The organism is Psychrobacter sp. UBA2769, from assembly GCF_002352555.1.
In the GTDB taxonomy this organism is placed as follows: Bacteria; Pseudomonadota; Gammaproteobacteria; order Pseudomonadales; family Moraxellaceae; genus Psychrobacter; species Psychrobacter maritimus.
The window spans coordinates 70,837-85,916 of sequence record NZ_DEIR01000023.1 but is presented as its reverse complement, the minus strand read 5'-3'; the positions used below and the strand labels follow the sequence as shown (position 1 = coordinate 85,916).

General features: G+C 42.8%; 11 protein-coding genes. All 11 read right to left on the bottom strand.

The annotated features are described in order from the left end of the window. Window positions 1-52: 52 nt before the first annotated feature. On the bottom strand, window positions 53-676 hold the full coding sequence (locus tag B3Q63_RS12365) for a BLUF domain-containing protein (RefSeq protein WP_296177214.1): 624 nt from the start codon (window positions 674-676) through the stop codon (window positions 53-55). A 475-nt stretch (window positions 677-1,151) separates the two neighbouring features. Beyond that, a complete protein-coding gene (gene ispD, locus B3Q63_RS12360) occupies window positions 1,152-1,949 on the bottom strand; it encodes a 2-C-methyl-D-erythritol 4-phosphate cytidylyltransferase (RefSeq protein WP_296177212.1) in 798 nt (265 codons plus the stop codon). Window positions 1,950-2,081: 132 nt separating this feature from the next. After that, window positions 2,082-2,390 carry an FtsB family cell division protein gene (locus B3Q63_RS12355; RefSeq protein WP_281491092.1) on the bottom strand — a complete coding sequence of 103 codons (309 nt, stop codon included), beginning with the start codon at window positions 2,388-2,390 and terminating at the stop codon, window positions 2,082-2,084. A 145-nt stretch (window positions 2,391-2,535) separates the two neighbouring features. Then, complete coding sequence (eno, locus tag B3Q63_RS12350; protein WP_296177209.1) at window positions 2,536-3,852, bottom strand: phosphopyruvate hydratase; 1,317 nt, start codon at window positions 3,850-3,852, stop codon at window positions 2,536-2,538. Window positions 3,853-4,210: 358 nt separating this feature from the next. Next, on the bottom strand, window positions 4,211-6,559 hold the full coding sequence (locus tag B3Q63_RS12345; protein WP_296177207.1) for a heavy metal translocating P-type ATPase: 2,349 nt from the start codon (window positions 6,557-6,559) through the stop codon (window positions 4,211-4,213). Between the two features lie 320 nt (window positions 6,560-6,879). Next, on the bottom strand, window positions 6,880-7,104 hold the full coding sequence (locus B3Q63_RS12340; RefSeq protein ID WP_087814437.1) for a heavy-metal-associated domain-containing protein: 225 nt from the start codon (window positions 7,102-7,104) through the stop codon (window positions 6,880-6,882). Between the two features lie 205 nt (window positions 7,105-7,309). Then, on the bottom strand, window positions 7,310-7,564 hold the full coding sequence (locus B3Q63_RS12335) for a heavy-metal-associated domain-containing protein (RefSeq protein WP_087814436.1): 255 nt from the start codon (window positions 7,562-7,564) through the stop codon (window positions 7,310-7,312). 36 nt (window positions 7,565-7,600) lie between these two features. Next, window positions 7,601-8,437: a 3-deoxy-8-phosphooctulonate synthase gene (kdsA, locus tag B3Q63_RS12330; RefSeq protein WP_296177216.1), complete on the bottom strand. Its 837-nt coding sequence runs from the start codon at window positions 8,435-8,437 to the stop codon at window positions 7,601-7,603. Between the two features lie 295 nt (window positions 8,438-8,732). Further along, entirely contained in the window at window positions 8,733-10,367 is a 1,635-nt protein-coding gene (locus tag B3Q63_RS12325; protein ID WP_201625452.1) for a CTP synthase, read from the bottom strand. Window positions 10,368-10,596: 229 nt separating this feature from the next. Further along, window positions 10,597-11,805: a porin gene (locus B3Q63_RS12320; RefSeq protein ID WP_296177200.1), complete on the bottom strand. Its 1,209-nt coding sequence runs from the start codon at window positions 11,803-11,805 to the stop codon at window positions 10,597-10,599. A 577-nt stretch (window positions 11,806-12,382) separates the two neighbouring features. After that, complete coding sequence (locus B3Q63_RS12315) at window positions 12,383-14,581, bottom strand: malate synthase G (protein ID WP_296177198.1); 2,199 nt, start codon at window positions 14,579-14,581, stop codon at window positions 12,383-12,385. Between the last annotated feature and the right edge of the window lie 499 nt (window positions 14,582-15,080).

Genomic DNA, 15,080 nt, shown 5'->3' with positions numbered 1-15,080 from the left:
AAGATGAATTGAAGACACGCCCTAATATATGAGTTTTATTTTTTAGAAAAGTCTACCAAATCTTATCTGCTAGCATCAGCCAAAGTAGCGCCAACACAATCAAGCCGCCCAATATAGTCTGAATAAGGAAAAAGGCTTGGTGCTGTCCGACTACTTTGCCCAAGGTTACCCCTAAGGTATTATATTTTATCGGCTGCGTATCAAGCTCGCCGGATTTTTCTTGTTCTTCATAATAGCCTTGCAGAATATCTAAAAACCGCTGCCATTCATTTGCACCCCACGTATTGGGCTTAAACGGCATAAAGGCTTTAAGCTTAGGCTCATTCACCATCCAACGCTCAAGCGTAATAGAACGTAGTGACCAGCCAGCAAAACGCCGCTCAGCAATCGCTGAAAAATCCAAAATCTTTAAATCTTGATGTCGATCATCTACCAATAAGCGATTTTTTAGATTGGTTAATGCTTGCTCAGAACCTTCCACACACTGGAAAAAGTATCCGTTGCCGTAGCAAAGAATACCAGTAATATTATCGGCTTTGTTCAGCTTAATGGCGACTTCTGCGATGTCGTTAATCGTACTCGCACTTGCAAGACCAGTCGACGTAATGTGGCTCAGATATACAAGCTGGCAGAGATCTGGCGTTACTGGATTTGTCGAATCATTGACTGTTGACAATCAGCTACTCCCTATTTTCAGGTAAATGTCGCTAAGACAACCATACTAACTTTAGATAAAAAATACTGACAAGATGTTTGAGGATAGCAAATCCACTTGTTATATTATTGATTTATAAATGTTTATATTAATTGTATTAAGTTGGTTACATCATAGGCTATTTTCGTCATCAAAGCAATATATGTTTATCTTAAGCCTCTACTTATTAATACTAAGCTGTGCTTTAGAATTATTTATAGGCAAAATATGATATGAATATGTCTTCCTAGAATAAGCAATTTAAAAGTTTTAGAGACATAAAGAGAAAAAATAGGCGCATGAAGTTATAAGCGCTCAATTTAGTTATTGAGAACGTTAAGATTGATAGCAAAATAGTTTAGATGGAAAACAGGTTAGATAGAAAACAGTTTACATAGAGAATAAGAATCATAAAGGAAGAGTGCTTTATCGCTTCTTATAGGTGCTTTATCGTTTTTTATGATAGTTCGGACTGGGCGGTAAGAATCGCTGCGAGCAAGATAGCGTCGTCAGGATAAGTCAGTTTGATATTTTGTCGACTGCCAGACACCAAGCTAATCGGCAGCTCTAAATGTTCAAAAGCGCTGGCCTCATCGGTAATTTCTAGCTGATTCTCAGCAACATAGGTTAATACTCGCTGCAACTCACCTAAGCGAAATACTTGCGGCGTTTGTGCTTGCCACATATGACTACGATCGATAGTGCGCTTAGCATAAGAGTGGGTGCTGCTGCTATTGACAGGCTTATCTATAATGCCGTTTGTGGTCTTAGATTGAGCATGAGGCTGGGTGTAGGACTGTTTTAAGGTATCCGCTACTGGCGTGGCGAGAATAGCGCCATAAGGCTCTAGCATCGCCGCTTCAATCACCTTATTGATATCCTGTTGCGGCACCGCAGGACGCGCGGCATCATGTATCACGACCAAGTCTGAATCTTTAGCACCTGTCTCACGAATGGCTTCTACCCCTGCTTGTACCGATTGCCAACGCTCAGCGCCGCCAATGGCATACTGTATCGGCAGCGCAAAATTGAGTGTCTTTGCCGTGCTGTCATCTGCCGCTATAACCAATAAGCACTTATCAATATAAGCACTATTAGCAAGCCGCGCCACGCTATGCTGTAGCAAGGTCTGCCCTTGTAGCATGGTATATTGCTTTGCGATAGAGGCACCAAAACGACTACCGCGACCAGCAGCGACAATCATGGCATGTATATTAGGTGTGGTATTCATAAGGTGGCTTTGATTGATACTCATGGTTGGATTCCATGATGATAGGACTGGGGAGAAGTGAAAAAGAGGTTTAGATTTTAACCATAAATATTTTAAGACCAATAATGTGACTACTGTAGATAGTAGAAAACACTCATTTTGTAAAATTAAGAGCGATTAATAACGGCTGTGCGTCGTCGGCGCTGTTGATACTTGTACAAAGGTCTCATTTGGCTTAATTAAGCCCAAATCTAAGCGCGCATGTTCTTCTACTGCTTCAAGACCGGTCTTTAAGTCATGAACGTCAGTGCGTAGCAAATTATTTGCCGCTACTTGGTTATCATTTAAACGCTGCTGCTCTTCAATTTGTGTAAGCAATTTATTATGCTCAAACTGACCGTTTTCACCCAGCCAATATTGATATTGCAGTCCTAAAAGGACGGCAACGGCTAAAGCAAGTAGCATAAATTGGCTAAAGTATTTCATAAATTGATCACGCCAAACGATAAAGAGACAATAGAAAACAGATAATAGATTAAAGTAAAAAACTAAGTAGGCTTATTAAGCGATATATCATCATATCAATGACGATATATCGCTTAGCTTTAAGCCTAACTGTCTAGTTTATTAATTAGCCACGTAGACCGATAAACTCTTCACGGCCACGGTAGCTTGCACGTACTTGTTGCTCGATACGTAATAACTGATTGTATTTTGCAACGCGGTCTGAGCGGCATAGTGAGCCAGTTTTAATCTGACCAGCAGCAGTACCAACCGCCAAGTCTGCAATGGTGCTGTCTTCAGTTTCACCTGAACGATGCGAGATAATCGTTGCATAGCCGTTTTTCTTCGCCAGATAAATCGCATCTAGCGTTTCTGATAAGGTACCGATTTGGTTAAACTTAATCAAAATCGCATTGGCAATATGCTTATCAATCCCTTCTTGCAAGATAGCAGGGTTGGTCACAAATAAATCATCACCGACCAATTGGACTTTATCACCAATCTGCTCAGTCAAATACTTCCAGCCATCCCAATCCGACTCATCAAGACCATCTTCGATAGAGATAATAGGATATTGACGCGCCAAGCCTACTAAATAGTCAGAGAAACCTTGGCTATCAAAGGATTTATTACCCTCGCCTGCCAAGATATATTGACCGTCTTTATAGAATTCACTGGCCGCGCAATCTAAAGCCAAATGAATATCTTCGCCAGCTTTATAGCCAACTTGCTCAATCGCTTGCATGATAACAGTGATAGCTTCTTCGTTGCTACGTAGGTTTGGTGCAAAGCCGCCTTCATCACCAACCGCTGTATTCAAGCCTTGTGATTTTAGGACAGATTTTAAGCTGTGGAAAATCTCCGTACCCGCACGCAGCGCTTCTGAGAAGCTGGTGAAACCAACGGGCTCAATCATAAACTCTTGGATATCAACCGTGTTATCCGCATGCTCGCCACCGTTTAAGATGTTCATCATCGGTACAGGCATCGTCAATGACGTCTGATTGCGCAAGTTTGCAATGTATTGATGTAGTGGCAGACTTTGTGACTTGGCCGCCGCTTTGGCAGTCGCCAAAGAAACTGCTAGCATGGCATTAGCGCCAAGGCTGTCTTTGTTTTCTGTGCCATCTAGCGCAATCATCGCATCATCAATGTCTTGCTGCTCGGTGACATCTTTGTCCATTAGCGCACTGCGAATCTGGCTATTGACGTTGGCAACGGCTTTTTTGACGCCTTTACCCATGTAGCGATCTTTGTCGCCATCACGCAGCTCCAGCGCTTCACGTGAGCCAGTTGACGCGCCACTTGGGGCAGCAGCACGGCCAATAGTGCCATCAGCTAGGATAACATCGGCTTCAATCGTTGGGTTACCGCGCGAGTCTAAAATCTCACGAGCGCGAATGTCTTTAATTGCGGTGACGTTGGTGGTTTCTTCAGCGTACATAATGTCTGTTAATTCCTTTGGTCATGCCAAGTTTGTGGGATAAATAACGGCAACTAGAATACAAAAAAGATAAAAAATATCGTATAGCAAATATGCCCAAACCAGTCTTGCCTGTTTATACGATTTATATCATCTGATACCAGTGATACAATCCGCTTATTTAGCGCATGATTTTGCGAATAGTGAAAAGTTGGTTTGGCACTTTAAGCGTCGGCTATAATGCTTGGCATCATAGCATAAATTTTGCCAAACTTCCCTTATCTTACACCAACTTGCGCCCATAAAAACCTATATGAGCAGCGATAGTAGTCGTTATCAAAGCGTTTTGTTAGTGCCATTATTAATAGTGATATAACGCTTATGCTTTTGTTAAACGTTTGCTATTGCTATGTGCGCCAGAGACGGTGTTATCCAGTTCAACCTCGGTTTTAAATCGTGTCAAACGTAACGCGTTCATTAATACCGAAATAGAGCTGAGCGCCATTGCAGCCGCGGCAATCATAGGATTTAAAAAGCCGAAAGCGGCAAGCGGAATACCAAGGCAATTATAAATAAAAGCAAAGAATAGATTCTGCTTGATATTACGCACCGTTGCATTCGCAATTTTTTGCGCTGCATCGATATGCATGAGTGACTCGCCCATCAAGCGCGCAGAAGCACTGTGCTGGGCGACATCCGTACCTTCAAACATGGCAAAGCTGGCATCGGCAGTTGCCATCGCTGGCGCATCATTGACGCCGTCCCCTGCCATGGCAACTTTATGACCCGCTGTTTGCAATAAAGCAATTTGGCTTGCCTTATCGCGTGGGCTCATTTTACCGTAAGCTTGCTCGATACCCAGCTGCCCTGCCACATGGTCAACGACCGATTGCTTATCACCACTCATCAAAATGACATTGATGCCAGCATCTTGTAGCGCTCTTATGGCTTGCGGCGTGTCATCCTTTAAGTCATCAGCAAGGGCAAAAGCACCGAGCGGCTCATCGTTAATACTAATAGCGACCGTACTGGCGATTTGCCATACTTTTGGCATCAGCTTTGGTAGCGTCAAATTAGCAAACTCTGCGCTACCAACCTTTATTAAGCCTAAGCCTTCGATATTTGCTTGTATACCAGCGCCCTTTATCACGCTAATATCAGTGACATTCATCAATGGCAAGTTTCGTTCAGTAGCCGCGTTAATCAATGCCGTCGCTAATGGGTGACTGGCATGCGCCTCAACACTCGCGGCAATTTGCAGGACATCATCAACGGCTAGTGACTTATCTACCATCACATTATCGACGATAGCAGGCTTACCGATGGTTAATGTGCCCGTTTTATCCAAAACAACGGTATCGATATTGCCTGCCGCTTCTAAGCTTTGCGCGTCTTTAAACCAAACACCATGACGCGCGGCGACACCCATACCAGCCATGATAGCAGCTGGCGTGGCCAAACCAAGCGCACATGGGCAAGCAATGACCAATACCGACACGGCATGCATTAACGCCGTATCAATCATACCCGTTAGCCACCACGTCAACCCAAAGGTGATCAAGGCAATCGTCACCACGACAGGAACAAAAATAGCCGTTACTCTATCGGCAAGGCGCGCTAAATTGGCTTTTGAGCCTTGCGCATCACTGAGCGCTTGTACCATATCTCCGAGCTTGGTATCACTACCTTTAGCACTAACGCGATAGAGTAAGCTGCCGTTTTCGACGAGAGCGCCTGCTAGCAGTCCATCACCTACTTCTTTTTTGAGTGGTACGGACTCACCCGTTAAATGACTCTCCACACACCAGCCAGCACCATCGGTAACGATTCCATCGGTTGCAACACGGCTGCCTTGCTTAGCACGCAAGATATCGCCTACTTGTACATCTTGCAGCGCGACATTATGAAAGTCGCCATTCGATTGCTGTTGTTCAACTTCATCAGGCGTTAAAGACAATAGTAAATCAATACTGTTTAAGCTGTGCTTTTTGGTGCGCTCTTCAAGATATTTACCCGTACGCACAAAAGCAATGACCATTACGCCTGCTTCAAAATACACTGCTGGGCCATGTCCACCAGCGTGACCACTTTGCAATAGACTACTTAACGTACCATCGCCATGGGTCAGCCATAGATACGTTGAATACGCCCAAATGGTGACCGTACCGATGACCACCAACACATCCATATTGGCAAGACCACCTTTAATAGATGCCCAAGCGCTTTTGTAAAAGGGTAATGCCAATCCAAACTGTACAATCGTCGCTAGGATAAACTGAATCCAAACCGGTGGCATCCACGCCATACCTTGCCCAACAAGCATGCCCGCCATACCAACTAAAAACGGCAGCAAGCAAACCCATAAACCAATCAAGCGCCACGGGTATTCAGTCGCGGTATCCTCGTCTGTTTGTGCAAACAAACTATCGGCTGCTTGCAAATTGGCCACGAAACCGGTTTTATTTACCCATTCTGTGACCTGCTCAGGCGTGGTCTGCGTTGGGTCATAATCAACATTGGCAGTCTCGCCAGCGAAGTTTACACTCACCTCATATACCGATGGTTTTTTGTTTAGTACCTTCTCGATTCTTGAGGCACAGGCCTGACACGTCATTCCATCAATGGCCAGTTGCAAGTGTGCACGCGTAGGCGATGTCGTCGTATTGGACTGAATATCAGTTTCAACATCATAGGACTGCTCATTGCTGGTACGGGTAGAATCATTCATAAATAGAACTCGTTATTGCGTTATAGCGCTTTATAGCGTTTATCAATTGATATGGCCATAAAAATATCAGTGGAGGGGAAATCTAAATGAAACAAGTAAAGCGTTTTAAAATTGAATATGAATCTTAATGAATAGTAAATATTAAATGGATACGAATAATGGCTATTCAAGTATGTGACTCTCTACAGCTTAATAACGCTCAGCACCATGATAGAAGCAACTTAATATGTATAAATAGTGATTGCTCATTAAAAAAACCATTTAAATATCCATTAAAAAACCAGCCATGATAGCTGGTTTACTTAACTAAATGACAATACTTACGAGTTAGCAACGGTTGCATCGAAGCCCGCTTCATCGATAGCAGCAGCAATAACTTCTGCACTGGTTTTGCTATCATCAAAGGTGACTGTCGCTTGATTATCTGCAAGCTCGATACTGATATCATCTAAACCATCGATATCGGCGGTGGCATTATGGACGCTTGCCACACAGCCGCCACAAGTCATGCCATCAATCTTAATAATACGGGTTTGGTTTGCCATGAGAGGCTCCTTATTTTTATAACTGCGTTTTTATGAGTGAGTATTTTTATAACTTTAATAAACTGCTTTCATCGCTGTATTCTAAATACAGTCATTGCAGCATTGAACTAGCATAAGCCCAATTAAGCTGAACAACAAGTTTGATTGCTCGTATCTTTACGAAACCGCTTTATGAAAGTGCATCTTCTTTATCAGTGCCTCACCGCTAATCATGATAACGTGGATTTTGCGGGGCATCGATAGGAAACGGTTGAGTGACGTAATCGACCATACTGATTGCCGCAACGAAAGCATGGATGGTCGTTTGCGTATCATCATAACGGATAAAGGCAACACCATTTTCAGGCTCCAGCTCAATTTCAGTGACACCGGTAATATTTTTTAGCGCCGTCATCACGCTCTCAAGCCCTTCGGTATCATCGATATTTTCGATACTTACCTGCGCTATTTTAATCGCCATCGTCTTACCCTCTCATCGATATCATTTTTAACATTATTAATGCGTATCTAACACCTCAAAGCCTTTAACCAAATCATCGATCTGCTTTAGCTGACGTAAAAATGGCTCTAACTGACTGGTTCGCAACGCACACGGGCCATCACACTTGGCGGTTTCTGGATTTGGATGCGCCTCTAAGAATAATCCAGCTAGTCCTGTTGCCATACCTGCGCGGGCAAGCGTTGTGATTTGCTCACGGCGTCCGCCGGCACTATCACTACGCGCACCCGGTTGCTGCAAACTATGGGTTACATCAAAAAATACCGGAATATCCATCTGCTTCATGGTATCAAAACCAAGCATATCGACGACCAGATTATTATAACCAAAAGCACTACCGCGCTCACAAAGTATCAGCTTATCGTTACCACCTTCAAGACATTTATTGACGATATGACCCATCTCATGCGGCGCTAAAAACTGCGCTTTTTTAATATTAATAATCGCATCGGTTTTTGCCATCGCATGCACCAAATCAGTCTGACGCGATAAAAACGCTGGCAGCTGGATAATATCAGCAACTTCAGCAACGGGCGCTGCTTGATACGGTTCATGGACGTCAGTGATAATTGGCACTTGGAATTTTTCTTTAATTTGCCCAAGCCAATCGATACCTTGCTCTAAACCCGGACCTCTATAAGAATGTAAGCTTGAACGGTTGGCTTTATCAAAGCTGGCTTTAAAAACATAGCCGATACCCAAACGCTGACATATATCAACATACTGCTCGGCAATTTCAAACGCCAATTCTTTTGATTCTAAGACATTCATACCACCGAACAATACAAACGGCTGATCATTACCGATATTGATTGTATTGCCATTTGGCGTCATAAGCTTGATATGCGATTGCGCCGTTAATAGATTTTCCATGAAGCGGTAACCCTCATTATTGTTATTTACTGTTATTACGAACAGTTATTATTAATGCTACTCCCCCGTATTGTAACCGATAGCCCCATGAAAAAAAGTATCTAAGCGTAATTACATCTCGCTGATACTGTAGATTACTTCATAAAAGCGTTATTGCTAGAAACCGCTATTAAAAAATGGCTAAATAAAGTCCAAAAAAAAGACCAATCCGAAAATCAGTCTTTTTTATAACGATTAAGCTGTCATGCGATAACGATTATTTATTATCGCTATAGGTTCTTGCTGCTTTTACAAAGCTGTTAAACAGTGGATGACCACCGCGTGGCGAGCTGGTAAATTCAGGATGGAACTGTACCGCGACAAACCAAGGATGAGTAGGAATCTCAACCGATTCGACCAAATGCTGCTTAGCCGAATAACCAGATATGCTCATACCTGCTTGCTCTAATGGCTCAATATAACGATTGTTCATCTCATAACGATGGCGATGACGCTCAGTGATATTGGTTGAGCCATAGATTTGGGCAAGCTTACTACCAGCAACCAGTTCCGCTTGCTGTGCACCTAAACGCATAGTGCCACCAAGATCTGAATCATCGCTACGAATCTGTAATTCGCCGCGCTCATCCAACCATTCGGTAATCAGACCAATAATAGGTTCAGCCGCCGTACGATGGAACTCAGAAGAGTTGGCATCGATATGTAGCACATTGCGCGCATACTCAATCACAGCCAGCTGCATACCAAGGCAGATACCAAGATAAGGTACGTTGTTTTCACGCGCATAAGTAATGGCTTTCATTTTGCCATTGGTACCGCGCTCACCGAAGCCACCCGGTACTAAAATAGCATCGGCATCGTTTAGACGGGCAAATAAATTATCATCCGTTTCTAACAACTCAGCATCAATATAGTCGATTTTCACGTCAGCTTTATGGGTGATGCCAGCGTGTAGCAAGGCTTCATTGATAGACTTATAGGCATCCGGTAATTCAACATACTTACCAACCATCGCTACCGTTACCGTCGCTTCAGGATTCAGCTGGGCTTCAACCACTTTATCCCAATCGCTTAAATCCGCTTCTGGTAAATCAAGACCAAAACGCTCACAGATTAAGTCATCAAGATCCTGCTCATGCAGGGTGCGCGGAATCTGGTAAATACTTTGCGCATCTTCACACATGATAACCGCACGCTCTTCGACGTTGGTAAATAGCGCAATCTTGCGGCGATTGTCTGGTGAGATATGATGATCAGAGCGACAAATTAAAACATCAGGCTGTAAACCAATCGAACGCAGCTCTTTTACTGAATGCTGGGTCGGCTTAGTCTTGGTTTCACCAGCACTGGCAATATAAGGTACTAGCGTTAAATGCATCAGCATGGCGCGATTGCGACCTAGCTCTACTTGCATTTGGCGTACAGCTTCCATAAAGGGAAGTGATTCGATATCACCAACTGTACCGCCAATTTCGATAATGGCGATGTCATAGCCTTCGCCACTGGCAAGGATTTTACTTTTAATTTCATCAGTGATATGCGGAATCACCTGTACCGTACCGCCTAAATATTCACCGCGGCGCTCTTTATTCAAAACGTTTTGATAGATACGACCACTGGTGAAGTTGTTGCTCTTACTCATCTTTGAATGGCGCAAAAAACGCTCATAATAGCCCAAATCTAAATCGGTCTCAGCGCCATCTTCGGTGACGAATACTTCGCCGTGCTGGAACGGGCTCATCGTACCTGGATCGACGTTGATATACGGATCCATTTTGGTCATCGTCACTTTTACGCCACGTGCTTCTAGCACGGCAGCAAGGGATGCGGCGGTAATACCTTTTCCTAGTGAGGACACTACCCCACCGGTCACAAATATAAACTTGGTCATAGTACTCTGTCGGTAATTGGTAAAGAAGGATTTTACTAAAAATACGCCACAAAATATAGGGCAAAAGCGCAAACTCTTTAAAACACTCAGTTTTTAACGCTTAATCATCTTAAGTGCGTAATCATCGTAAATACGTAGCTATTATAACCCACTGCAGCTTTAAAAAGGTCACAACAAAAAAACTCACCCCGAAGGATGAGTTTTTAATAATCAGATTCTAATGTTTAGATTAGAATTTGTATTCTAGACCTGCACCTACAGCAAATACTTTTGAATCAAAGTTGCCTAGGAAATCAAGATCGCCATCAGCATTGCCTTTATATTCAGCGTCATTCTGACCTACATAAGCATGCACAATCATGTTTGGCTTATATGAATAAGTACCACCAACTACGATTTGATCAGAATCTAGATCGTTAATACCAGCAATGTTGGTAGTATTATTATACTGCGTATAAATTGTGGCAGGCTTAGCAAAGTTGTTCAAGCCCATAGCAGCACTTAAAATATAACCTTTTTCTTTCTTCTGACCTGTAACACCGTCCAAGCCTAAGTCGATTTCGAACGCTTCTAAGATACCAAGGCCGAAATCACTATTACTATAGGCACCTTTATCAAAATCAGCTTCTTGATATAAAGCACCTAGCGTGAGTGGCAAACCAAAGTTAGCAACTTTAGCTAGATCCACTGTCGCTGTACCACGGATGATACTACCAGCGATATTTACGTCGTCGTCATAAGCAAGACCAGCAGTGAAGCCTGTACCTTGATCAAACATTGCTGAAACACCCCAGCCACTATCATTCTTACCTTTGATATCATCATCATTGGCATACATGGCAGCAAACTGTACTGGAACACCAGCAACTTGAGGAGCCTTCCAAACGATAGAGTTACCGACGCGACGACTATCAGCCATATTCAGTGCTGGCACATCAAGATCAAGACTTTCTATTTCTCCGTCATCTAAGTCGAGAGCGATATTACTAATACTTAAATCATTTATAGAGGTGCCTAAGTTATCCCAAAAGCCATTACCAGCAGTTACAACGTTATTTACATAATCTGTAGTAGATTGGTTGTTACCAACACGGAATTCGCCGAAGGTATTGTTTTTTAGACCTAAGAAAGTATCACGATTTTTGAATGTTTGGTTGTCATCAGCATCAACATCAATACCATACTCTAACTGATAGATAACATCAGTATTAGCAGTCATGGCTTCAGAGCCTTTAAAGCCGATACGTGAAGAATTTGAGTTAATTTGTGTACCATCTTCTTTATAACCAGCTATAAGGTTTTCTTCAGCATCTGCAAAATCTAATTCTGAATCAACATAATCAGCTGTCATGAAGATTTTACCGTAAACGGTAGGTGCAGCTTGAGCAGCTGATACAGATAGGGCAGCGATTGCTGTAGCTAAAAGTAGTTTTTTCATGGGGGTATCTCCACTTTACAATTTTAGTAATGAGCGAGCTATTATTAGCCGGTGCCCAAAATGGTATCGTCACAAATCCTCAAAGATATAATGTGTAACTGGCTACCGAGATTAGTCAGAAACAAGTGTGGCGAAGTTCTATTACCGTAAGATGAAAAAAACCATGACTTACATAACTGGGATCGAAATCGTAACTGCCATGTAAACGTTGGTCTTTATCGCTCTGTTGCGTAACATCCGTTACCAAACTCATACTTCGAGTACAAGCATAACAACTTTGACATAATTTGCAACATATTTTTTACGTCTCTAATGATAAAAAATCTTCAAAGCCATGTCCACTATGAGGTTTAACATATATTTAATTAGGGGCAAAAAAACACCCCTACTCGTCATGGGCGAATAGAGGTGTTATTGAGAAATATCAGTAATAAGCATATTAACTATATTTAATATGCTTACTAAAAACAAAACGTTAGCAGGCTACTTATACATAGATAAATACCCTTAAGGCAGAGCCCGTTAATAATAACTAACGCTAATTATATTATTTAATTAACAATATGGCTCGATTAACTTAGCAGTTGGCTTTTAGATCAAGGCGTGCTTGATGTAGCAATGGCTCAGTGTAGCCACTTGGCTGCTCGCGACCTTTAAACACCAAATCACAAGCCGCTTTAAAGGCATAAGAGTTATCGAAGTCATTTGCCATCGGCTGATAGCCATTATCGTCAGCATTTTGCTCATCGACGACTTTTGCCATGCGTTTCATGGTATCCATCACTTGCTGCTCACTGATGACCCCATGATGTAGCCAGTTGGCGATATGCTGGCTTGAGATACGCAGTGTCGCGCGGTCTTCCATGAGACCAACATCATTGATATCAGGTACTTTAGAGCAACCAACGCCTTGGTTTACCCAGCGTACGACATAACCTAAGATGCCTTGAGCATTATTATCAAGCTCTTGCTGCTTCTCTTCTTCCGTCCAGTTGGTGTTTTTTGCCAATGGAATGGTCAAGATGTCATCTAAGCTGGCACGCTCGCGTGATTTTAGCTTGTCTTGCACCTCAGCGACATTCACTTCATGATAATGCATGCTGTGTAAGGTGGCGCCCGTTGGTGATGGTACCCACGCTGTGCTAGCGCCCGCTTGTGGATGTGCGGCTTTGGTTTCCATCATCTCTTTCATCTCATCAGGCTTCGCCCACATGCCTTTACCAATTTGAGCGTGACCTTGTAGACCCGTCTCTAAACCGATATCGACGTTCCACTGCTCATAAGCTGGCTGCCATGCTTCTGACTTCATATCGCCTTTACGTACGAAAGGTCCGGCGTTCATGCTGGTATGCATCTCATCACCAGTACGGTCTAAGAAGCCCGTATTGATAAAGATAACGCGCTCTTTGGCTTGGCGAATCGCTTCTTTTAGGTTGACCGTCATCCGGCGCTCTTCGTCCATAATACCGATTTTAAGAGTATTACGTTCTAGGCCCAATAAGTCTTCTGAAGCATTAAACAAGTCGTTCGCCATTTTGACTTCTTCAGGACCATGCATTTTTGGTTTAACGATATACATCGAACCTTTACGCGAGTTTGATAGCTGGTTGTTACCTTTTAAATCATTTAAAGACAATAGCGGTGTAATCAAACCATCCATCAAGCCTTCAAAAATCTCTTCTTGACCATTACCCAAATCGACTAAGATCGCAGGGTTTTGCATCAAATGCCCAACGTTACGAATTAGCAATAATGAGCGACCTGGTAAGGTAAGGGTGTCGCCATCTGGCGTGGTATATTCGCGGTCTGGGTTTTGTTTACGCGTACGGGTTTTGCCGCCTTTTTCAAAGGTTTCTTGCAAATCGCCATTCATCAAACCAAACCAGTTGCGATAGACTTCCACTTTTTCTTCAGCATCGACGGCAGCGATTGAATCTTCACAATCTTGAATCGCTGTAATGGCTGATTCTAATAGCACGTCTTTAATATTGGCTGGATCGTCTTTACCGACTGGATGGCTGCCATCGATTTGAATTTCAGCGTGTAAGTTATTATTCTTTAATAAGATACCGGTTGGGCTTGCTGCATCACCGACAAAACCTGCGAATTGAGCGGCATTTTTTAGCTCAGTGCTGGTATCACCTTGTAGCACTTCAAGCTTGCCATCGACCACTTTAAAACCAGTGGCATCGTTGTATGAACCCGATGCTAAAGCAAAGTTTTCATCTAAGAATTTTTTGGCATACGCCACGACAGCAGCGCCGCGAGTTGGGTTGTAGCCACCTTTTGCTTCTTGACCATTTTCATCGCTGATCACGTCTGTGCCGTACAAAGCATCATACAAGCTGCCCCAACGAGCATTGGTCGCGTTCAATGCATAGCGCGCGTTACGTACGGGTACGACTAACTGCGGTCCTGCGATATGGGCAATCTCGTCGTCGACGTTTTGGGTGCTGACTTTGAAATCTTCGCCTTCTGGTAACAGATAGCCAATTTCTTGTAAGAACGCTTTATAAGTAGGATAGTCAATGTCGCCGTCTTTGGCAGGATTGTCTAGATGCCATTGATCAATCTGGGCTTGGATTTTGTCACGGGTCGCAAGCAGCGCTTTATTACGCGGCGTAAACTCCTTAATGACCTTTTCAAAACCTGACCAATAACTGTCTGAATCCACACCGACTTTCGGCAGCACTTCGTTTTCAATAAAATCGAACATCTGCTTATCGATGGCAAGAATGCCCTTCTGAATACGATTGGCGTTAGAAGACTGGCTCATATTGTTATCCTTATCTGTTCGTGAAGTGTGTTAATCCCGGGTTACTACTATCGCACTTAAGATCTAAGTTGCTACTATTTAGACCAGCTTTAAGCAAATACTAAGGTGATAAACCTTACTTTTTGCGATAGCATGGATAGTTGATATAATGCTGAGTATCAACTATTCACTAGCAATCAATAGTAAGACAGAATGTCCCAAAAGCAAAATCTCATCCTACTATCAAATAATAAAATAAACAAGGAAACATCATTCAGCAAGTAAATACTTAGGCTGTAGATAAATGATACCCTATAAGACGTATGGCTTTAGATGCTATAAACGCCTTGTTTAAGCACAATGATGGAAACGATGGATAAACTGTAAGTAATCATTACCATAGTAATTTATGCTTAACGGTTATCTATTAAGCTAAGGCGTTTATAAAGTACCAAACACGTCAAATTATCCATTATTCCAGATGCTATTAAAGATATTTGCCGCTATATAGTCAGTTCAA

Bases quoted from the DNA above. Each gene is read 5' to 3' on its own strand.
- B3Q63_RS12355 (WP_281491092.1), bottom strand. From the start codon at position 2,390: ATGAAATACTTTAGCCAATTTATGCTACTTGCTTTAGCCGTTGCCGTC.
- eno (WP_296177209.1), bottom strand. From the start codon at position 3,852: ATGTACGCTGAAGAAACCACCAACGTCACCGCAATTAAAGACATTCGC.
- kdsA (WP_296177216.1), bottom strand. From the start codon at position 8,437: ATGACGCCAAATGGCAATACAATCAATATCGGTAATGATCAGCCGTTT.
- B3Q63_RS12340 (WP_087814437.1), bottom strand. From the start codon at position 7,104: ATGGCAAACCAAACCCGTATTATTAAGATTGATGGCATGACTTGTGGC.
- ispD (WP_296177212.1), bottom strand. From the start codon at position 1,949: ATGAGTATCAATCAAAGCCACCTTATGAATACCACACCTAATATACAT.
- B3Q63_RS12345 (WP_296177207.1), bottom strand. From the start codon at position 6,559: ATGAATGATTCTACCCGTACCAGCAATGAGCAGTCCTATGATGTTGAA.
- B3Q63_RS12320 (WP_296177200.1), bottom strand. From the start codon at position 11,805: ATGAAAAAACTACTTTTAGCTACAGCAATCGCTGCCCTATCTGTATCA.
- B3Q63_RS12335 (WP_087814436.1), bottom strand. From the start codon at position 7,564: ATGGCGATTAAAATAGCGCAGGTAAGTATCGAAAATATCGATGATACC.
- B3Q63_RS12325 (WP_201625452.1), bottom strand. From the start codon at position 10,367: ATGACCAAGTTTATATTTGTGACCGGTGGGGTAGTGTCCTCACTAGGA.
- B3Q63_RS12315 (WP_296177198.1), bottom strand. From the start codon at position 14,581: ATGAGCCAGTCTTCTAACGCCAATCGTATTCAGAAGGGCATTCTTGCC.